At 75.1% G+C, this 15,893-nt stretch carries 15 protein-coding genes; 5 read left to right on the plus strand and 10 right to left on the minus strand.

Annotated features, from left to right (window positions below; genetic code table 11):
- Positions 1–109: 109 nt before the first annotated feature.
- The gene (locus G8D98_RS02950) at positions 110–1,264 is read left to right on the plus strand and encodes a LysM peptidoglycan-binding domain-containing protein (RefSeq protein WP_166098764.1); all 1,155 of its coding nucleotides are present in this window, start codon (positions 110–112) and stop codon (positions 1,262–1,264) included.
- A gap of 51 nt (positions 1,265–1,315) precedes the next feature.
- Positions 1,316–3,223: a Stk1 family PASTA domain-containing Ser/Thr kinase gene (gene pknB, locus G8D98_RS02955; RefSeq protein WP_166098767.1), complete on the plus strand. Its 1,908-nt coding sequence runs from the start codon at positions 1,316–1,318 to the stop codon at positions 3,221–3,223.
- Between the two features lie 59 nt (positions 3,224–3,282).
- Here the strand turns inward: pknB and G8D98_RS02960 are convergent, their stop codons facing one another.
- The 4 genes from G8D98_RS02960 to G8D98_RS02975 all read right to left on the minus strand — a co-directional run bounded on the left by G8D98_RS02960 (position 3,283) and on the right by G8D98_RS02975 (position 7,409).
- Complete coding sequence (locus G8D98_RS02960; RefSeq protein WP_166098770.1) at positions 3,283–4,635, minus strand: class II 3-deoxy-7-phosphoheptulonate synthase; 1,353 nt, start codon at positions 4,633–4,635, stop codon at positions 3,283–3,285.
- A 61-nt stretch (positions 4,636–4,696) separates the two neighbouring features.
- Positions 4,697–5,398 (minus strand): response regulator, encoded by a 702-nt coding sequence (locus tag G8D98_RS02965; RefSeq protein WP_166098772.1) that lies wholly within the window; start codon positions 5,396–5,398, stop codon positions 4,697–4,699.
- The gene (macS, locus tag G8D98_RS02970; protein ID WP_166098774.1) at positions 5,395–6,576 is read right to left on the minus strand and encodes a MacS family sensor histidine kinase; all 1,182 of its coding nucleotides are present in this window, start codon (positions 6,574–6,576) and stop codon (positions 5,395–5,397) included. Before macS ends, G8D98_RS02965 begins: the two co-directional genes overlap by 4 nt.
- 8 nt (positions 6,577–6,584) lie before the next feature.
- On the minus strand, positions 6,585–7,409 hold the full coding sequence (locus tag G8D98_RS02975; protein WP_166098777.1) for a lysophospholipid acyltransferase family protein: 825 nt from the start codon (positions 7,407–7,409) through the stop codon (positions 6,585–6,587).
- Between the two features lie 138 nt (positions 7,410–7,547).
- On the opposite strand from G8D98_RS02975, the gene G8D98_RS02980 reads away from it, so the two are divergent.
- The gene (locus G8D98_RS02980; protein WP_166098780.1) at positions 7,548–8,081 is read left to right on the plus strand and encodes a hypothetical protein; all 534 of its coding nucleotides are present in this window, start codon (positions 7,548–7,550) and stop codon (positions 8,079–8,081) included.
- Positions 8,082–8,142: 61 nt separating this feature from the next.
- Here G8D98_RS02980 and G8D98_RS02985 read toward each other — a convergent pair whose 3' ends face one another.
- The 5 genes from G8D98_RS02985 to G8D98_RS03005 all read right to left on the minus strand — a co-directional run bounded on the left by G8D98_RS02985 (position 8,143) and on the right by G8D98_RS03005 (position 11,540).
- Positions 8,143–8,883: an SDR family NAD(P)-dependent oxidoreductase gene (locus G8D98_RS02985; protein WP_338088732.1), complete on the minus strand. Its 741-nt coding sequence runs from the start codon at positions 8,881–8,883 to the stop codon at positions 8,143–8,145.
- Positions 8,884–8,994: 111 nt separating this feature from the next.
- Positions 8,995–9,681 (minus strand): endonuclease/exonuclease/phosphatase family protein, encoded by a 687-nt coding sequence (locus tag G8D98_RS02990; protein WP_229661680.1) that lies wholly within the window; start codon positions 9,679–9,681, stop codon positions 8,995–8,997.
- Positions 9,682–9,704: 23 nt separating this feature from the next.
- Positions 9,705–10,742, minus strand: coding sequence for an ROK family glucokinase (locus G8D98_RS02995; RefSeq protein WP_166098787.1), 1,038 nt, complete (start codon positions 10,740–10,742; stop codon positions 9,705–9,707).
- Positions 10,735–11,088 (minus strand): hypothetical protein, encoded by a 354-nt coding sequence (locus tag G8D98_RS03000; RefSeq protein ID WP_166098789.1) that lies wholly within the window; start codon positions 11,086–11,088, stop codon positions 10,735–10,737. Before G8D98_RS03000 ends, G8D98_RS02995 begins: the two co-directional genes overlap by 8 nt.
- A gap of 8 nt (positions 11,089–11,096) precedes the next feature.
- The gene (locus G8D98_RS03005; RefSeq protein ID WP_166098792.1) at positions 11,097–11,540 is read right to left on the minus strand and encodes an SRPBCC family protein; all 444 of its coding nucleotides are present in this window, start codon (positions 11,538–11,540) and stop codon (positions 11,097–11,099) included.
- 74 nt (positions 11,541–11,614) lie between these two features.
- On the opposite strand from G8D98_RS03005, the gene G8D98_RS03010 reads away from it, so the two are divergent.
- Positions 11,615–13,405 carry an AMP-dependent synthetase/ligase gene (locus G8D98_RS03010; RefSeq protein WP_166098794.1) on the plus strand — a complete coding sequence of 597 codons (1,791 nt, stop codon included), beginning with the start codon at positions 11,615–11,617 and terminating at the stop codon, positions 13,403–13,405.
- Positions 13,398–14,765, plus strand: coding sequence for a hypothetical protein (locus tag G8D98_RS03015; RefSeq protein ID WP_187566789.1), 1,368 nt, complete (start codon positions 13,398–13,400; stop codon positions 14,763–14,765). Before G8D98_RS03010 ends, G8D98_RS03015 begins: the two co-directional genes overlap by 8 nt.
- Here G8D98_RS03015 and G8D98_RS03020 read toward each other — a convergent pair.
- Positions 14,722–15,893: hypothetical protein (locus tag G8D98_RS03020; RefSeq protein WP_166098797.1), on the minus strand; the 1,172-nt coding region annotated here is incomplete at its 5' end. The two genes, G8D98_RS03015 and G8D98_RS03020, sit on opposite strands and share 44 nt — an antisense overlap.

Raw genomic sequence — 15,893 nt, forward strand, 5'->3', positions numbered from 1 at the left:
GGATGTACCGAGCCCACCCGAAACACACGGCACTCCGCTACCGTATGCCACACAGATCACAGAAACCTCGTACGACACGCCCATGTCGGACCGTCGAAGGACATTCCTCATGTTCGCGCTCGCCGCCCCACCCGTCGCCTCCGCCGAGCAGGCCGTCCTGCCCCACCTGACGGCGCGCGCGTGGCGGAGCTACACCGTCCGCTCCGGAGACACCCTCGACGGCATCGCCCGCCGGCACGGGAGCACGGTCCGCGCCCTCGTCGCGCACAACGACGTCCGCAACCCCAACCTCATCTACCCCGGTGACCGGCTGCGTGTCCCGGGCGGCTCGACGAGCACGGCCGGCGCGGCCGGCGCCCGCTCCGGCGGGGCACCGGCGGTACGCACCGCGCGCAGCGTCCACGTCGTGCGCCCGGGCGACACGATGGGCCAGATCGCCGTCCGCTACCGCGTCTCGCTGGCGAGCCTGCTCAAGGCCAACCGGCTCTCGGCCCGGTCGGTGATCTACCCCGGCGACCGGATCGTCGTGCGCCGCACCACCTCGCGCGCGGCCCGCTCGCGGGCCGGCTCGGCATCCGGCTCGGCCGAACGCCGGGCCACGAGCAGCCGCGCCAGCGCGACCACGGCCCGGTCCTACACCGTCCGCTCCGGGGACACCCTGAGCGGCATCGCGGCCCGCTACGGCTCCTCGGTCACCGACATCGCCCGTGCCAGCGGAGTCTCCAGCGCCGCCCTGCTGCGCATCGGCCAGCGGCTGCGCGTCCCGGTCACGGCCGGCCATCCCGTCGCCGACACCTTCAACGGGGTGCGCTACCCGAGCTCGGTCGTCGGGGCCGCCCGCGGCAACCACGACCGTCTCGCCGGCCGGGCCGTCCCGAGCCGTGCCGAGACCAAGCGGCTCATCGTCGCCACCGCCCGCCGCCACGGCGTCGACCCCAAGCTCGCGCTCGCCATCGGCTACCAGGAGTCCGGCTGGAACCAGCGCGCGGTCTCCCCCGCCAACGCCGTCGGGGTGATGCAGGTCATCCCCTCCTCCGGTCAGTGGGCCTCGAGCCTCGTCGGCCGCCGGCTGGACCTGCTCGACGCCCGGGACAACATCACCGCCGGCGTCGTCATGCTCCGCGCACTCGGGCGCTCGGCCTCGAGCACCAAGCAGGCGGTCGCCGCGTACTACCAGGGGCTCGCGTCGGTCCGCGAGCGTGGGATGTACGCCGACACCAAGACCTACGTCCGCACGGTCCTCAGCCGGCGCGCCACGATGTGACGCGCCGGGCGGTGCCCCGGGGAGCGGCCCGCCACTACGTACACTCGCACGGTGTCATCCACCGTGGACGCCCTCGTCGGGCGCACCCTCGACGGGCGCTACCGCGTCCTGTCGCGGCTCGCCGACGGCGGGATGGCCACGGTCTACCTCGCCCTCGACGAGCGCCTCGAGCGCGAGGTCGCCCTCAAGGTGATGCGCCCGCACCTCGTGCACGACGAGACCTTCGTCAGCCGCTTCCGCCGCGAGGCCCGCTCGGCGGCCTCCCTCTCCCACCCCAACGTCGTCGCGGTGTACGACCAGGGCGAGGACGACGGCCAGGTCTTCCTCGCCATGGAGTACGTCCCCGGCGCGACCCTGCGCGAGATCCTCCGCGAGGAAGGGCTCCTCTCCCCCCGGGCCGCCCTCGACGTCCTCGAGTCGGTGCTCATGGCACTCGCCGAGGCGCACGCCAAGGGCCTGATCCACCGCGACGTCAAGCCCGAGAACGTCATCATCAACGACAACGGGACGGTCAAGGTCGCCGACTTCGGGCTCGCCCGGGCGGTCTCGGGCCAGACGATGACGAGCTCGACGGGCGTCCTGCTCGGGACGGTCGCCTACCTCTCGCCCGAACAGGTCGAGCGTGGGGTCGCGGACGCCCGCTCGGACGTCTACGCCGCCGGGCTCGTCCTGTTCGAGATGCTCACCGGGACCAAGGCGTTCACCGGGGAGACGCCGATCCACGTCGCCTACCAGCACGTCCACGGCGGGGTTCCGGTCCCCTCGGCCCGGGTCGAGGACCTCCCCCCGGCGCTGGACGACCTCGTCGCCGTCGCGACCGCCCGCGACCCCGACGAGCGCCCGGCCGACGCCGCCGAGCTGCTCGCGCTCGTGCGCCGCACCCGCGCCAGCCTCACGCCCGCCGTCCTCGACGCGCGGCCCGAGGGCCCGGCTGCCGCCGTCGCGGCGAGCGTCCCGACCGCCACGGCCGCCCTCCCGGTCCGCGACCGCTCCGCCGTCGTCCCCGCCCAGGACGCCGAGCGCACCACGACGATGAACGTACCGGCGGCACCGCTCGAGGGCGTCGTCGTCGGGCGCCGGCGCCGCGGACGCAACTGGTGGCCGGCTGCGGTCGCCTCGGTCCTCCTCGCCGCCGCGACGGCGTGGTTCTTCTTCCTCGGCCCGGGTGCGGCCGCCACCGTGCCCTCCGTCCTCGACCGACCGCGGGAGGCCGCGCTGAGCGCGGTCGGCGCGGCACACCTGGAGGCCTCGGTCGAGGAGTCCTTCTCCGAGACCGTCGCCAAGGGGACGGTCATGGCCGTCGACCCGGGCGTCGGCTCGACGGTGCGGCGCGGCACCGAGGTGACGCTCACCGTCTCCAAGGGTCCGGAGCGCTACGCCGTGCCGGACCTCGCCGGCTCGACCGTCGCCGAGGGCAAGCGGCGCCTCGCGGCGCGGCACCTGGCCCTGGGGAAGGTCACCGAGGAGTTCTCCGAGAAGGTCCCCGACGGCCAGATCCTCTCGGTCCGCCCCGCGGCCGGCAGCAAGGTCAAGCGCGACACGAAGGTCGCCCTCGTCGTCTCCAAGGGGCGCCGGCCGATCGAGGTCCCCGACTACACCGGCGAGGACGCCGACGAGGCCACCGCCGCGCTCGGCGACCTCGGGCTCACGGTCGACGCCTCCCGGCAGGAGAACAGCGACACCGTGCCCGAGGGTGCCGTCATCAGCCAGTCCCCGCGCGACGGCACCCTCTTCAAGGGCGACCCGGTCACCCTCGTCGTCTCCAAGGGGCCGGTCATGGTCGAGGTCCCGAACGTCGTCGGCAAGCAGCTGGGCGAGGCCCGGCGCATCCTGCAGGACGCCGGCTTCCAGGTCGCCGTCGAGAAGGCCCTCGGGGGGATCTTCGGCACGGTGCGCTTCCAGGACCCCGCGAGCGGAACCGCGCCCCACGGCAGCACGGTGACGGTGACGATCGTCTGAGCCCGGTTCGGAGGACCGGGCCGCCTGCACCGGGGGACGTCGGCGGGGCGCCCGGTGGCTCAGTCCTGGGAGAGCATCTCCGCGACGAGGAAGGCCAGCTCGAGGCTCTGCTGGTGGTTCAGCCGTGGGTCGCACACCGACTCGTAGCGGGTCCCGAGGTCGGCGTCGAGGATCTTCTCCGACCCGCCGATGCACTCGGTGACGTCGTTGCCGGTGAGCTCGACGTGGATGCCGCCGGGGTGCGTACCGAGGCTGCGGTGCACCTCGAAGAAGCCCCGCACCTCGTCGACGACGTCCTCGAAGTCACGGGTCTTGAAGCCGGACTCCGAGGCGAAGGTGTTGCCGTGCATGGGGTCGCACACCCAGGTGACGAGCGCACCGGAGGCCGTGACCTTCTCGACGACAGCCGGCAGCGCCTCGCGCACCCGCCCGGCACCCATCCGGGTGATGAACGTCAGCCGCCCCGGCCGGCGGTCGGGGTCGACGAGGTCGACGATCCGCAGGAGGTCGTCGACGTCGGCGTCGGCCGAGACCTTGACGCCGACCGGGTTGCGCACCCGGGAGACGAAGTCGAGGTGCGCGCCGTCGAGGTCGCGGGTGCGCTCCCCCACCCAGATGAAGTGCCCCGAGGTGTCGTAGAGCTCGCCGGTCCGCGAGTCGACCCGGGTCAGCGGGCGCTCGTAGTCCAGCAGGAGCGCCTCGTGGGCCGAGAAGAACTCCGTCGTGCGCATGGCCTCGAAGTCGGCGCCGCAGGCGGCCATGAAGCGCATCGCCTTGTCGATGTCGCGGGCCAACCGCTCGTAGCGGGCGTTCGCGGAGTTCGTCACGAACCCCTTGTTCCAGTCGTGGACGCGGCGCAGGTCGGCGAAGCCGCCGGTCGTGAAGGCCCGCACGAGGTTCAACGTGGCGCTGCTCGCGTGGTAGGCGCGCACGAGCCGCTGCGGGTCCGGGGTGCGGGCCTCGGGGGTGAACTCGAAGTCGTTGACCATGTCGCCGCGGTAGGCCGGCAGCGTCCGCCCGCCGCGGGTCTCCTCGTCGCTGGAGCGCGGCTTGGCGTACTGCCCGGCCATCCGGCCCACCTTGACGACGGGCATCGACGCGCCGTAGGTGAGCACCGCGGCCATCTGCAGGATCGTCTTGACCCGGTCGCGGATGTTGTCGGCGGTCGCCGACTGGAAGGTCTCCGCGCAGTCGCCGCCCTGGAGGACGAAGGCCTCGCCCCGGGCGACCGCCGCCATCCGCTCCTGCAGGACGTCGCACTCGCCGGCGAAGACGAGCGGCGGGTAGCTCGCGAGCGTCCCGACGGCGGCCTCGAGCGCGGCGGGCTCGGGCCACACCGGCTGCTGGGCAGCCGGGCGGTCGGCTCCGGCGGCGAGCCGCTGGAGCGGGTCGGAAGTCGGGGTCGGGCTCACGAGCGACCATGGTAGGTGGGCCCACGCCCGGCCGGCGACGCGGGCCGGATGCCGGATGTGCTCAGGCCGGGTCCTCGTCCTCGAGCCCGTGGGCGAGGGCGAAGCGCACGAGCTCGACCCGGTTGTGCAGGTGGAGCTTGCCGAGGGTGTTCTGCACGTGGTTCTGCACGGTGCGGTGCGACACGACGAGCTGGGCGGCGATCTCCTTGCTCGACATCCCGGTCGCGACGAGCCGCAGGATCTCGGTCTCCCGGGGCGTGAGCGCTGGGATCGGCCCGTCGCCCTCGGGCCGGCCCTGCGCCCCCTGGGCCGCGCCCATCCGCCGGTACTCCCCGAGGACGAGCCCGGCCAGACCGGGGGTGAACACCGCCTCACCCCGGCCGGTCGCGAGGACGGCCTCGAGGATCTCCTCCGGGGCGGCCGACTTCACGAGGTAGCCGGTCGCCCCCGCCTTGATCGCGGCGAGGACGTCCTGCTGCTCGCCGCTGGCGGAGAGGATGAGCACCCGGGTCGGCAGGTCACCGAGCGCGCGGCACACCTCGTCCCCGCGCATCCCGGGGAGGTTGAGGTCGAGGACGAGGACGTCGGGGCGGACCGCCCGGGTGCGGCGGACGGCCGAGGGCCCGTCGCTCGCGGTCCCGACGACGGCGACGCCGCGGGAGACCAGGTCACGCTCGAGGGCGGCGAGCCACAGCGGGTGGTCGTCGGCGACGAGCACCCGCGGCGGCACGGCCGCGGCCGGCCCCGGCTCCTCCCCGGTCACGGCGCCTCCCCCGGTGGACGGCGCGGCACGACGATGCGCACGGTGCACCCCGCACCGGGGCGGGTGGTCCACACCGCCGACCCCCCGAGGTCCTCGACACGACCCCGGATCGAGGAGCTGACCCCGAGCCGCCCGCGCCCGGCCGCCGCGTGCAGCACGGCCGGGTCGGCGCCCACGCCGTCGTCACGCACGGTGAGCTCCACGCCCGTGGTGTCACCCTCGAGGAGCACCCACGCCCGAGCACCCTCCCCGGCGTGCCGTGCCACGTTGTCCAGGACCGCGGCCAGCGCCGCGTCGAGCTCGTGCGCCACCTGCGGGTCGACGAGGACCGGGTCGCCCGGCGCGGCGACGCTCACCCCCGGGCGCTCGTGGGCGCTCACGAGCACCCGCAGGTCCACGTCACCTCCCGGTCGGCCACCGAGGCGTGCCGGCTCGCCCGAGGTCCCGGTGCCGCTGACGAACCGGCGCAGCGCCCGTTCCTGGTCGGCGGCGAGCTCCGCGAGCTCACCGGCCGGCCCCGCGAGCTCGGTGCCGCGGCGGTGGATGTACGCGAGCGTCTGCAGGACCCCGTCGTGGACCACCCTGGCCAGCCGCTCGCGCTCGCGCAGCCGCTCACGCTCGAGGAGGACCTGCTCCTCGCGCACGAGGGCCGAGCGCGACAGGTCGACGGCGAGCCCCACGAGGCCCCCGAGGAGGACGAGGATGACGATGTTGTGCACCGTGGCCTGGGTGGGCCGCCCGGCGATCTCGGCCAGGTCGGCCGCCGCGACCACCGCGGCGGCGAGCAGCCCGCCCCGGGCGCCCGCGAGCACCGCGCAGCCGGCGACCGAGCCGGCCGCCCACACGGTCGGGAGGGTGACCTCCCCGGCGGCCACCGCGCCGGTCCCGTCGGCGAGGGGTGTCGCGAGGATCCCGCCCACCGAGATCACGACCTCCAGGGCCATGAGCCGCCGGCTGCGGTGCCGGTAGAGCAGCAGCCCGAGCGACCAGGCCGCCATCACCGCGAGCACGGCCACGGCCACCCAGGGCCGGACCATCTCGGCGCGCCGCTGCCAGGCGAGCAGGACCGCGTAGGCGGCGGCGATCGGGCGGAAGAGGTCCAGGCCGCGCAGGAACGCGTCGACGACGACCGGCTCCTGCCTCCCCGTCCGCGGCGAACGCGCCGCCAGCACCCCCATCGGACCCCTCAGCTCGCGCGCCGCTGCGGCCCCTGCTCGCTGCGCCCCTCGCCGTCGGCGGTGAGCCCCTCGGCGTCCAGGGCCTCCTCGAGCTCGCCGGCGGCCCGGCCCGGCAGAGCGGCCTCGGCCGCCGCGCGCGCGGTGGACCGGCGCTCGCGGGCGAGCCGGTCCTTCATCGCCGTCGCGTACATGTCGACGTACTCCTGACCGGAGAGCTCCATGAGGGCGTACATGATCTCGTCGGTGACCGAGCGCAGGACGAAGCGGTCGCCCTCCATCCCCTCGTAGCGGGAGAAGTCCAGCGGCTCGCCGACCCGCACCCCGACCCGCACGAGCTTGGGGATGCGAGCGCCGGTGGGCTGGGCCTTGTCGGTGTCGATCATCGCGACCGGGATGACGGGCACCCGCGCCTCGAGGGCCATCCGGGCCACGCCGGTGCGGCCCTTGTACAGCCGGCCGTCGGGGCTGCGCGTCCCCTCGGGGTAGAGGCCGAGCAGCTCGCCCCGACGCAGCACCTTCAGGCCGGAGCGCAGGGCGGCCTCGCTGGCCCGTCCACCGGAGCGGTCGATCGGCAGCTGGCCGACCCCCTTGAAGAAGGCCGCCGTGAGCCACCCCTTCAGGCCGGCGCCGGTGAAGTAGTCGGCCTTGGCGAGGAAGGTCATCCGCCGGGGCACGAGGAGCGGCAGGAAGATCGAGTCGGAGAAGGAGAGGTGGTTGCTCGCGAAGATCGCGGCGCCCTCCTGCGGGATGTTCTCCTCCCCCTCGACCCACGGCCGGAAGAGGAGGCGCAGGATCGGCCCGAGGACGACCGTCTTCAGCACCCAGTAGAACACCCGACCACCCTTCTGACCTTGTCGCGGGCAGCCTAGTGCACCCCTGCCCCGCCTCCCGGTGCGACGACGGCCGGGCTGCGCCCACCGGGTGTTCGCGTGCGAAGATCGTCCCGAGCACCGTGGAGCGAGGAGCGACCCGTGGACGAGCGGCCCGAGGAGATGGACGAGCGGGACGTCGACGCCCGGTTCGCCTCCATCGTCGCGGCCTGGGAGTCCGGCCCGCAGCCCCCCGCGGAGGCGTCGGGCACCGACCCCGAGCCCGTCGACCCCACCGGGCTCACGGGCGAGGAGCCTCCGGGCGACGGCGAGCCGGCGACGGACGGCGAGGACGCCCGCCCCCCGTGGGTCAACCCCTCCCCCGTCGAGCTCGTCCTCGGCGGGAGCCGGTGGCGCGCCCCTGACCCGGAGACCGGGGCACCCACGCCGCTCGACGAGGAGCACTTCGAGCCGCCCGCGGTCCAGCTGCCACCCCAGGAGGACCTGCACTTCTGGGGGGCGGTCGTCGGCCTCGTCGCCGGCCCGCTGTGCCTGCTCTACGTGGCGCTGGCCCGGCCCTTCCACAGCACCCGCTGGTTCCTCGCCGGGGTCGGCCTCTCGCTGCTCGGGTTCGTCCTGCTCGTCCTGCGCCAGCCCCGCCACCGCGACGAGGACGACGACGGCGCCCGGGTGTGAGCGGCCCCCTCGGCCCGGGCTGCAGTACCGGGCCCCGGGTGCGGCGCGAGAGCCGCCCGCCCTACCAGGCCAGCTCCCCGTCCTTGTCGAAGAAGCCACCCGTCGGGCCGTCCACACCGATCGACGCGAGGCGCGCCACGACCTCGGCACCGACGGCGGGGTCCGCCGCGGCCGCGTTGCCGTGGAGGTCGGTCGCCAGGAAGCCGGGGTCGACCGCGTTGAACCTCACCGACGGGACCGCCTGGGCGTACCTGACCGTGAGCATGTCGACCGCAGCCTTCGTCGCCGAGTAGACGATCGAGTGCACGCCGAACTGGTGGGACGTCGGCTCGGTGACGAGGGCGAAGGAGCCGAGCCCGCTGGAGACGTTCACGACCACCGGACAGTCCGAGCGGTGCAGCAGCGCGAGCGCGGCCTGGGTCACCCGGACCACACCGACGGCGTTGGTCTCGAACTGGTCGTGGGCGATCGGTCCGGTGAGCCCGTCCGCCCCGTCCAGACCGTCGAACACGCCGGCGTTGTTGACCAGGACGTCGAGCCGACCCTCCGCGTCCTCGATGGTGCCCAGGGCATCCTCCACGGAGTCGTCGTCGGTGACGTCGAGCTGGACGAACCGGGCGCCGAGCTCCTCCGCCGCCGCCCGGCCGCGCTCTGGGGACCTGGCCGCCGCGTACACGATGTGACCATCCCTCACGAGGCGACGGGCAGTCTCGTATCCCAGTCCCTTGTTGGCCCCGGTGACCAGGACGACCGACACCTCGAGATCCCTCCGCACATCGTCTCGTCCGATGCTGCTCTCCACCGGCAGGATACGGGTTCGTCGTCGGCAGGCCCGCTCCTGCGTGCGCACAGAGCGACCGGACCCCGACCCGCCGACGAGGCAGTGGCCACTCGCCCCACCGCGACCGAGAGCTCAGGCCCGCCCTCGGCTGCGCAGAGGTCCGCCGAGCTCGAGGTCGACCCAGGCGGGCCGGTGGTCGCTCGCCCGCTGCCACACGCCGTCGGGGACGGCGACCTCCCCGGCGTCGAGCACCCGGATGCCGGGCGAGACGAGGAGCACGTCGAGCCGGCGGCGGGGGGCCCGCGCCGGGTAGGTCGGCAGCGGCGGCCCGGCGAGCCGCAGGCCACCGGCGAGGAGCAGGCGGCCGACGGGACCCTCGGGCTCCTCGTTGAGGTCACCGGCGAGCACGACCGGCCCGCGTCCCGCGAGCGCGGCGAGCACCGAGCGGGCGTGCCGCACCCGCTCACTGGCCCGCAGCCCGAGGTGCACCGAGACGGCCGTGAGGACGGCGCCGTCGGCCAGCCCGACCTCTGCCTCGGCCCAGCCCCGGGTGCGGTCCGGCCAGCGTACGGGCAGCCGGTGGTGGGCCGCCCGCAGCAGGCTCGTGCGGGGTGAGGTGAGCACGGTCGTCCCACCGCTGCCGGTGTGCCGCCCGCTCCAGCGCATCCCGCACGCGTCGGCGAAGCGCCGCACCCGGGTGGGCCCCCCGAGCCGGCGGGGCACCTCCTGGAGGCAGAGGAGGTCCGGGTCGAGTGCGCGGACCAGGCGCGCGGCGAGGCGGTGGTCGTCGAGGAAGTCGCGGGTGTTGTACGTCGCCACCCGCAGCCGCTGTCCGGGCACGGTCAGCCGGCCGGCGAGGGCTCGGCGTCCCCGGCCCCCTCGGCGTGCTCGACGGCCTCGGACCACGCGAGGTCGGCGGCACCGACCCGGGCCAGGTCGGCCGCCCCGACGAGGCCGGCCTCGTTGCCGAGCTGGGCGGCGACGATCGCCGCCTCGGGCCGGTAGCCGCGGCCGGTGAGCTGCCCGCGGAAGGCGGCCCGGGCGGGCTCGAGGAGCAGCTCGCCCGCGGCGCTCACGCCCCCGCCGACGACGAACGTGCCGGGGTCGAGCGCGGCCGCGAGGTTCGCGATGCCGATGCCGAGCCACCGGCCGATCTCGCCGAGCAGCTCGCGCGCCAGGGCGTCGCCGTCGCGGGCGGCCTCGGTGACGAGCGGCCCGGTCAGCTCGCCGGGGTCGCCCCCCACCCGGGCGAAGAGGTCGGAGACGACGGGGCTGCCCGCCGACATCAGGGAGCGTGCCTCGCGCACGAGGGCGTTGCCGGAGGCGTACTGCTCCCAGCAGCCCCGGTTGCCGCACTCGCAGCGGATCCCGTCCGGCACGACCTGGAGGTGGCCGAACTCGCCGGCGATCCCGAACCGGCCCCGCAGGACGCGGCCGTCGATGACGATCCCGCCGCCGATGCCCGTCCCGAGGTTGACCATGACCAGCTGGCTCTCGCCACGCCCGGCACCGAAGCGGTGCTCGGCCCAGGCCGCGGCGTTGGCGTCGTTGTCGACGAAGATCGGCAGCGCGAGCCGCTCCCCGAGGGCGGTGCGCAGGGGCTCGTTGCGCCACGACAGGTGCGGGGCGAAGACGACCGTCGCCCGGTCGGCCGCGACGAAGCCCGCGGCGCCGACCCCGACGGCGACGACGTCCGCCTCCTGGGCGAGCAGCTCCTCGACGGCCGAGACGATGGTGTCCTCGACGACCCGCGGGCTCGTCGAGCGGTGGGGGGTGTCCCGGCGGGCGCGCCGGCGCACCCGGCCGGAGGCGTCGACCACGCCGGCGGCCACCTTCGTGCCACCGATGTCGACCCCGATGGCGAGCGGCCCGTCAGCCATCGCGGCCCTCCTGCTCGGGGTGGTCCTGCGGCGAACGGGCAGCGGCGAGGTCGGTGAGGACCGCCTGGGCGAACCCGGCGAGCTCGGCGAGCCCGCCGAGCGCCTCCGGGCTCAGCTGACGCACGAACGCCGAGGCCCGGCACAGCGGGCACCACCGGCACACGGGGTCCTCGCAGTGGAAGCCGGAGCCGTCCTCGCGCGAGCCGGTCTCCTTCGGTGACGTCCGTCCCGGGCCGGCGCCCGCGCCGTCGTCACCCTCCTGGCCGGCCCGCCGGATGCTCTCGAGGAGCCGCCCCGCCTCGTCGGCGACGCTGCCCACCTCCTCGTGCCAGCCCTTGGCGGCCATCGTCGCGTTCAGCCCTCGACGCGCTTCTTCAGCTCGGTCAGGGCGGTGCTGATGATGTGCTTCTCGGCCTTGCGCTTGAGCATCCCGAGCATCGGCATCGTCAGGTCGACCTCGAGGTCGTAGGTCACCCGGGTGCCGTCGCCGGCCTCCTCGAGGGTGTAGCTGCCGGTGAGCCCCTTGAGCAGGGTCGCCCGCACGAGGTGCCACGAGACGGTCCCGGTGCCGCCGTCGGTGACGTCCCAGTCGTACTCGAGGACGTACTGGTCCTTGATGGCGCCGGCGTCGAGGGTGAACTCGACCTGGTCGGCCCACCCGTCGCCGTCCTCGGTGAGCACGCTGCACTCCTTGACCTGCTCGGCCCACTGCGGGTAGGCCTCGAAGTCCGCGATGACGTCGAGCACCTCGCCGGGAGCGGCGGCGATCTCGACAAAGGAGCGGGTGCGGTCGGCCATGGCACCGCAGGCTACCCGGCCCGCGGGGCCTAGAGTTGTGGGGCTGCCCCACCCGCGTACGAAGGAGTCCGACGGTGCCCGAGACCTCCAGGCCGCTCGTCCTGCCCGCCACGAGCGAGGGGACGCTGGGCGAGGTGCCCGCCCGCCGTGCCGCGGAGCACCCGGACCGGGTGGCCTTCTCCGTCCGGGAGGAGGACGGCTGGCGGAGCGTGACGAGCGCGGGCTTCGCGGCGGAGGTCGACGCGCTCGCCAAGGGGCTCCTCGCCGCGGGGGTCGGGACGGGCGACGTCGTCGGCATCATGAGCCGCACGCGCTACGAGTGGACCCTCGCCGACTTCGCCCTGTGGGCGGTCGGGGCGGTGCCGGTGCCGGTGTACGAGACCTCCTCGCCCGACCAGGTCGAGTGGATCCTCGGCGACTCCGGCGCGGTCGCCGTGCTCGTCGAGACCGAGACCCACCTCGCGGCGGTCGAGAAGGTGCGCGGGCGGCTGCCCGCCCTCGAGCACGTCTGGGTCCTCGACCACGGCGACCTGGAGACGCTGGCGCGCGACGGCGCCGACGTCGGCGACGACGAGCTGCGCGCTCGGGGCGAGGGGCTCTCGCGCGAGAGCCTGGCGACGGTCATCTACACCTCGGGCACCACCGGCCGGCCCAAGGGCGTCGAGCTGACCCACGGCAACTTCCTCACCCTCGCCGAGAACACCGCCGAGGAGATCGCCGAGGTGGTCAAGGGCGAGGACTCGGCGACCCTGCTCTTCCTCCCGCTCGCGCACGTCTTCGCCCGGTTCATCGAGGTGCTCGCGGTCGCCGCCGGCGTGCGGATGGGCCACTCGGCGGACCTGAAGACCCTCATGGAGGACTTCGCCTCCTTCCGGCCGACCTTCATCCTCGCCGTGCCGCGCGTCTTCGAGAAGGTCTACAACTCGGCCGAGGCGAGCGCCGAGGCCGACGGCAAGGGGCGGATCTTCGCCGCCGCCGCCTCGAGCGCCATCGCCTGGTCGGAGGCCCTGGACGCTGGCACCGTCCCGCTCGGCCTGCGCCTGCGGCACGCCGTGTTCGACCGCCTCGTCTACGCCCGGCTGCGGGCGGCGATGGGCGGGCGGGTCCAGTACGCCGTCTCGGGCGGCGCTCCGCTCGGCACCCGGCTCGGGCACTTCTTCCGCGGCATCGGCGTCTCGATCCTCGAGGGCTACGGCCTCACCGAGACCACCGCCCCGGCCACGGTCAACCGCCCGGCGACGATGCGGATCGGCACCGTCGGCCCCCCGCTGCCCGGGGTCGGCATCCGGATCGCCGACGACGGCGAGGTGTGCATCCGCGGCATCAACGTCATGCGCGCCTACCGCGGCAACCCCGAGGCGAGCGCCCAGGCGGTCGTCGACGGCTGGTTCCACACCGGTGACCTCGGCGAGCTCGACGAGGACGGCTACCTGCGGATCACCGGTCGCAAGAAGGAGATCCTCGTCACCGCCGGCGGCAAGAACGTCGCACCGGCCGTCCTCGAGGACCGCCTCCGGGCCCACCCGCTGATCAGCCAGTGCATCGTCGTCGGCGACGGCAAGCCCTTCATCGCCGCCCTGGTCACCCTCGACGAGGAGATGTACCCGACGTGGGCGGCCAACCACGGCCTCGAGCAGGTCCCGCTGAGCAAGGCCAAGGAGGACCCCCAGGTCCGTCAGGAGGTGCAGCGTGCGGTCGACGACGCCAACACCGCCGTCTCCAAGGCCGAGTCGATCCGCAAGTTCGCCATCCTCGACACCGACTTCACCGAGCACTCCGGCCACCTCACCCCCTCGCTCAAGCTCAAGCGGACCATCGTCATGCGCGAGTTCGCCGACGAGGTCGATGCCCTCTACGGTGGCTGACCCGGGCGCGCGGGTGGCCACCCGTGGCCCCCTGCGCCTGCCCGAGGCCACCCTCGCGGTGGCGTGGCTCGCGTGGTTCGCCGCGGCCCAGTGGAGCGTCGTCCGCTTCCGCGTCCCGATCCTGCTCACCCTCACCGCGTGCACGGCGCTGCTCGCGTGGTGGCTCGTGCGGCGGCACCGCCTGGCCCCGGGCCGGTGGCTGGCCGCCGGCGTCGTCCTCGGGTCGGTGCTCCTCACCCTCACCGTGCCGTTGTTCACCTACCTCCGGGGCGGCTGGCTCTCCGCGGCGCTCACGGTGACGACGGGGGCGGGGGTGGCGTGCGCCGGGCTGCTCCTCGCACCCGGGCGACGGGCCCGGGGTGCCGCCCTTGGCGTCGCGGCGCTCGCCCACGTCGTGGTGGGGGCGCTCACGGTCCTCGGCGACCGCGCCCCCCGGATCGACGTCTGGGTCATCCTCCAGCAGGGTGCCGACGTCACGGGGCGCCTCGGCAACGTCTACACGGCGCAGTGGAGCGGGTCCCCGGGGGTCCAGGACCACTTCACCTACCTGCCGTGGATGGCGGTGCTCACGGCGCCGGGGAGGTGGCTCGCCGGTGATGTGCGGTGGGCGCTCCTCGCGTGGGGGCTGGTCCTGCTCGCCGGCCTGTGGGCCCTCGCCGGCGGCCGGAGCGGGACGGGCCGGGCCGCCGCCGGAGCCGCCGTGCTCGTCCTCGCCCCGGGCACACTCACCCAGGTCGACCAGGCGTGGACCGAGCCGGTCCTGGCCGCCCTCCTCGTGTGGTGGGCCGCCCTGGTCCGGCGTGGGCACGCCTGGTGGGCCGTCCTCCCCCTCGCGCTGGCCTGCGCGAGCAAGCAGCACCTCGCGCTGCTCGCGCCGGTGCTGCTCGTGTGGCGCCCCTTCGGGTGGCGTCGCACGCTCGCGACGGGGGCGCTGGCCACCGTGCTCGTGCTGCCGTGGGTGCTCGCCTCCCCGACGGCCTTCGTCGAGGACACGGTGACGACGCTGCTCGGCTTCCATCCCATCCGCTTCGCCAACACGTGGTACCTGTTCTTCCTCCACGAGTACGGCGTGAGCCTGCCGTTCGCCGTGACCGGCACCGCCATGGCCGGCGCGGTCGGCATCGCGGCGTGGGTGGTGTACCGGCGCCGCCCCCCGGTCGAGGAGCTGCTGCGCTGGCTCGCCCTGGTCCTCGCGGTGGCCAACCTGGTGAACAAGCAGGCGTTCTACAACCAGTTCTGGCTCGTGGCGGTCCTCGTGCTCGCCTCGCTCGTCGTCCCCCCGACGCGGACCGCGCCCGAGCCGGCGGCGGGCGAGGTCACGGGGCCAGGTCGGCGAGGCGTCGGCGCCAGTCCCGGGTGAGCCCGGCCCGGTCGGTGCCGAGGACGGCCGGCATCGCGGCGTCGCAGGCCCGCTCGGCGGCCGCCTCCCCGCCGGTCACCGAGCAGCGGCGCAGCAGCTCGTGCACCGCGTCCTCACCGGCGCGGGCGACGGCGGCCTCGACCACCTGCCAGGCCGCGAGGTAGCCCACCTCGAGGTCACCGGCCGCCGGGTCGAGCTCGTCGGCCGACGGGACCCGGGCCGGCGCGGTGCCGTCGGCCACGGCCCGGGCGAGGGGCCGCAGGAGGGCCGAGTCGGGCACGTCGGCCTCGGCGTAGCCGACGTGGTCGGCGTACCCCTCGGCCAGCCACCGCGGTGCGCTGCCGGGAAGCGTCGCGCGCACGGCCACGTGCGCGAGCTCGTGGGTGAGGACGACCCTGTCGCCGGCGGCCGTCAGGGTCCGCCGCGCGCGCGGGTCGAGGACGACCTCGTCGCCGGTCGCCCGCCCGTCGGGGCCCACCGGGCCCTCGGTCGTCGCCGCGACCTCCCCGACGGCACCGGTCGCCTGCCCGAGCAGGGCGGCCGCCTCGGCCGCCGTGTCCGGCGCGAGGACGAGTACCTGTGCCGGGGTGCGCGACCAGGACCGGCGCAGGGCCGGCAGTGCGTGCTCGACGGTCGCGGCCGTCTCGCGCAGGACGGCGCGCGGGGCCGTGCCGGCCACGACGGCGGCGACGCCGCGCTGGACCGCCAGCGCGGGCATCGCCACCCACGGCGGTGCGGCGAGACCGCTGACCGCCCGTTCCGACGCCACCCGCCACCCGGCGGCGGTCCATCGCAGGGCGTACCCCACGGTGGCGCTGCGGGCGGCTCTGTCCAGGCCGGTGAGCCGGTAGCGGACGGTGGCCGAGACCGCACCGGTGCCCGCGGGCGGGTCGGCGACCTCGTGCGTCAGCCGCCGCACGCCGAGGGCACGGGCCGCGGCGAAGGACCGCAGCTGTCGGCGGCCCGAGGCGCTGGCCGGGTCGGCGAGCGTGGCGGCGAAGGCCGCCCGGTCCCCGGCGAGGACGGCGCGCTCGCGGCGGGTCAGCAGGGTGTCGAGGGCCGCGGCCGGCGGGTCGACACCGGCGGAGGCCCCGGGCGCCGCAGCGCTCGACGTGGCGGCCGGCACCG

Source organism: Phycicoccus endophyticus (assembly GCF_011326735.1).
GTDB lineage: Bacteria > Actinomycetota > Actinomycetes > Actinomycetales > Dermatophilaceae > Phycicoccus > Phycicoccus endophyticus.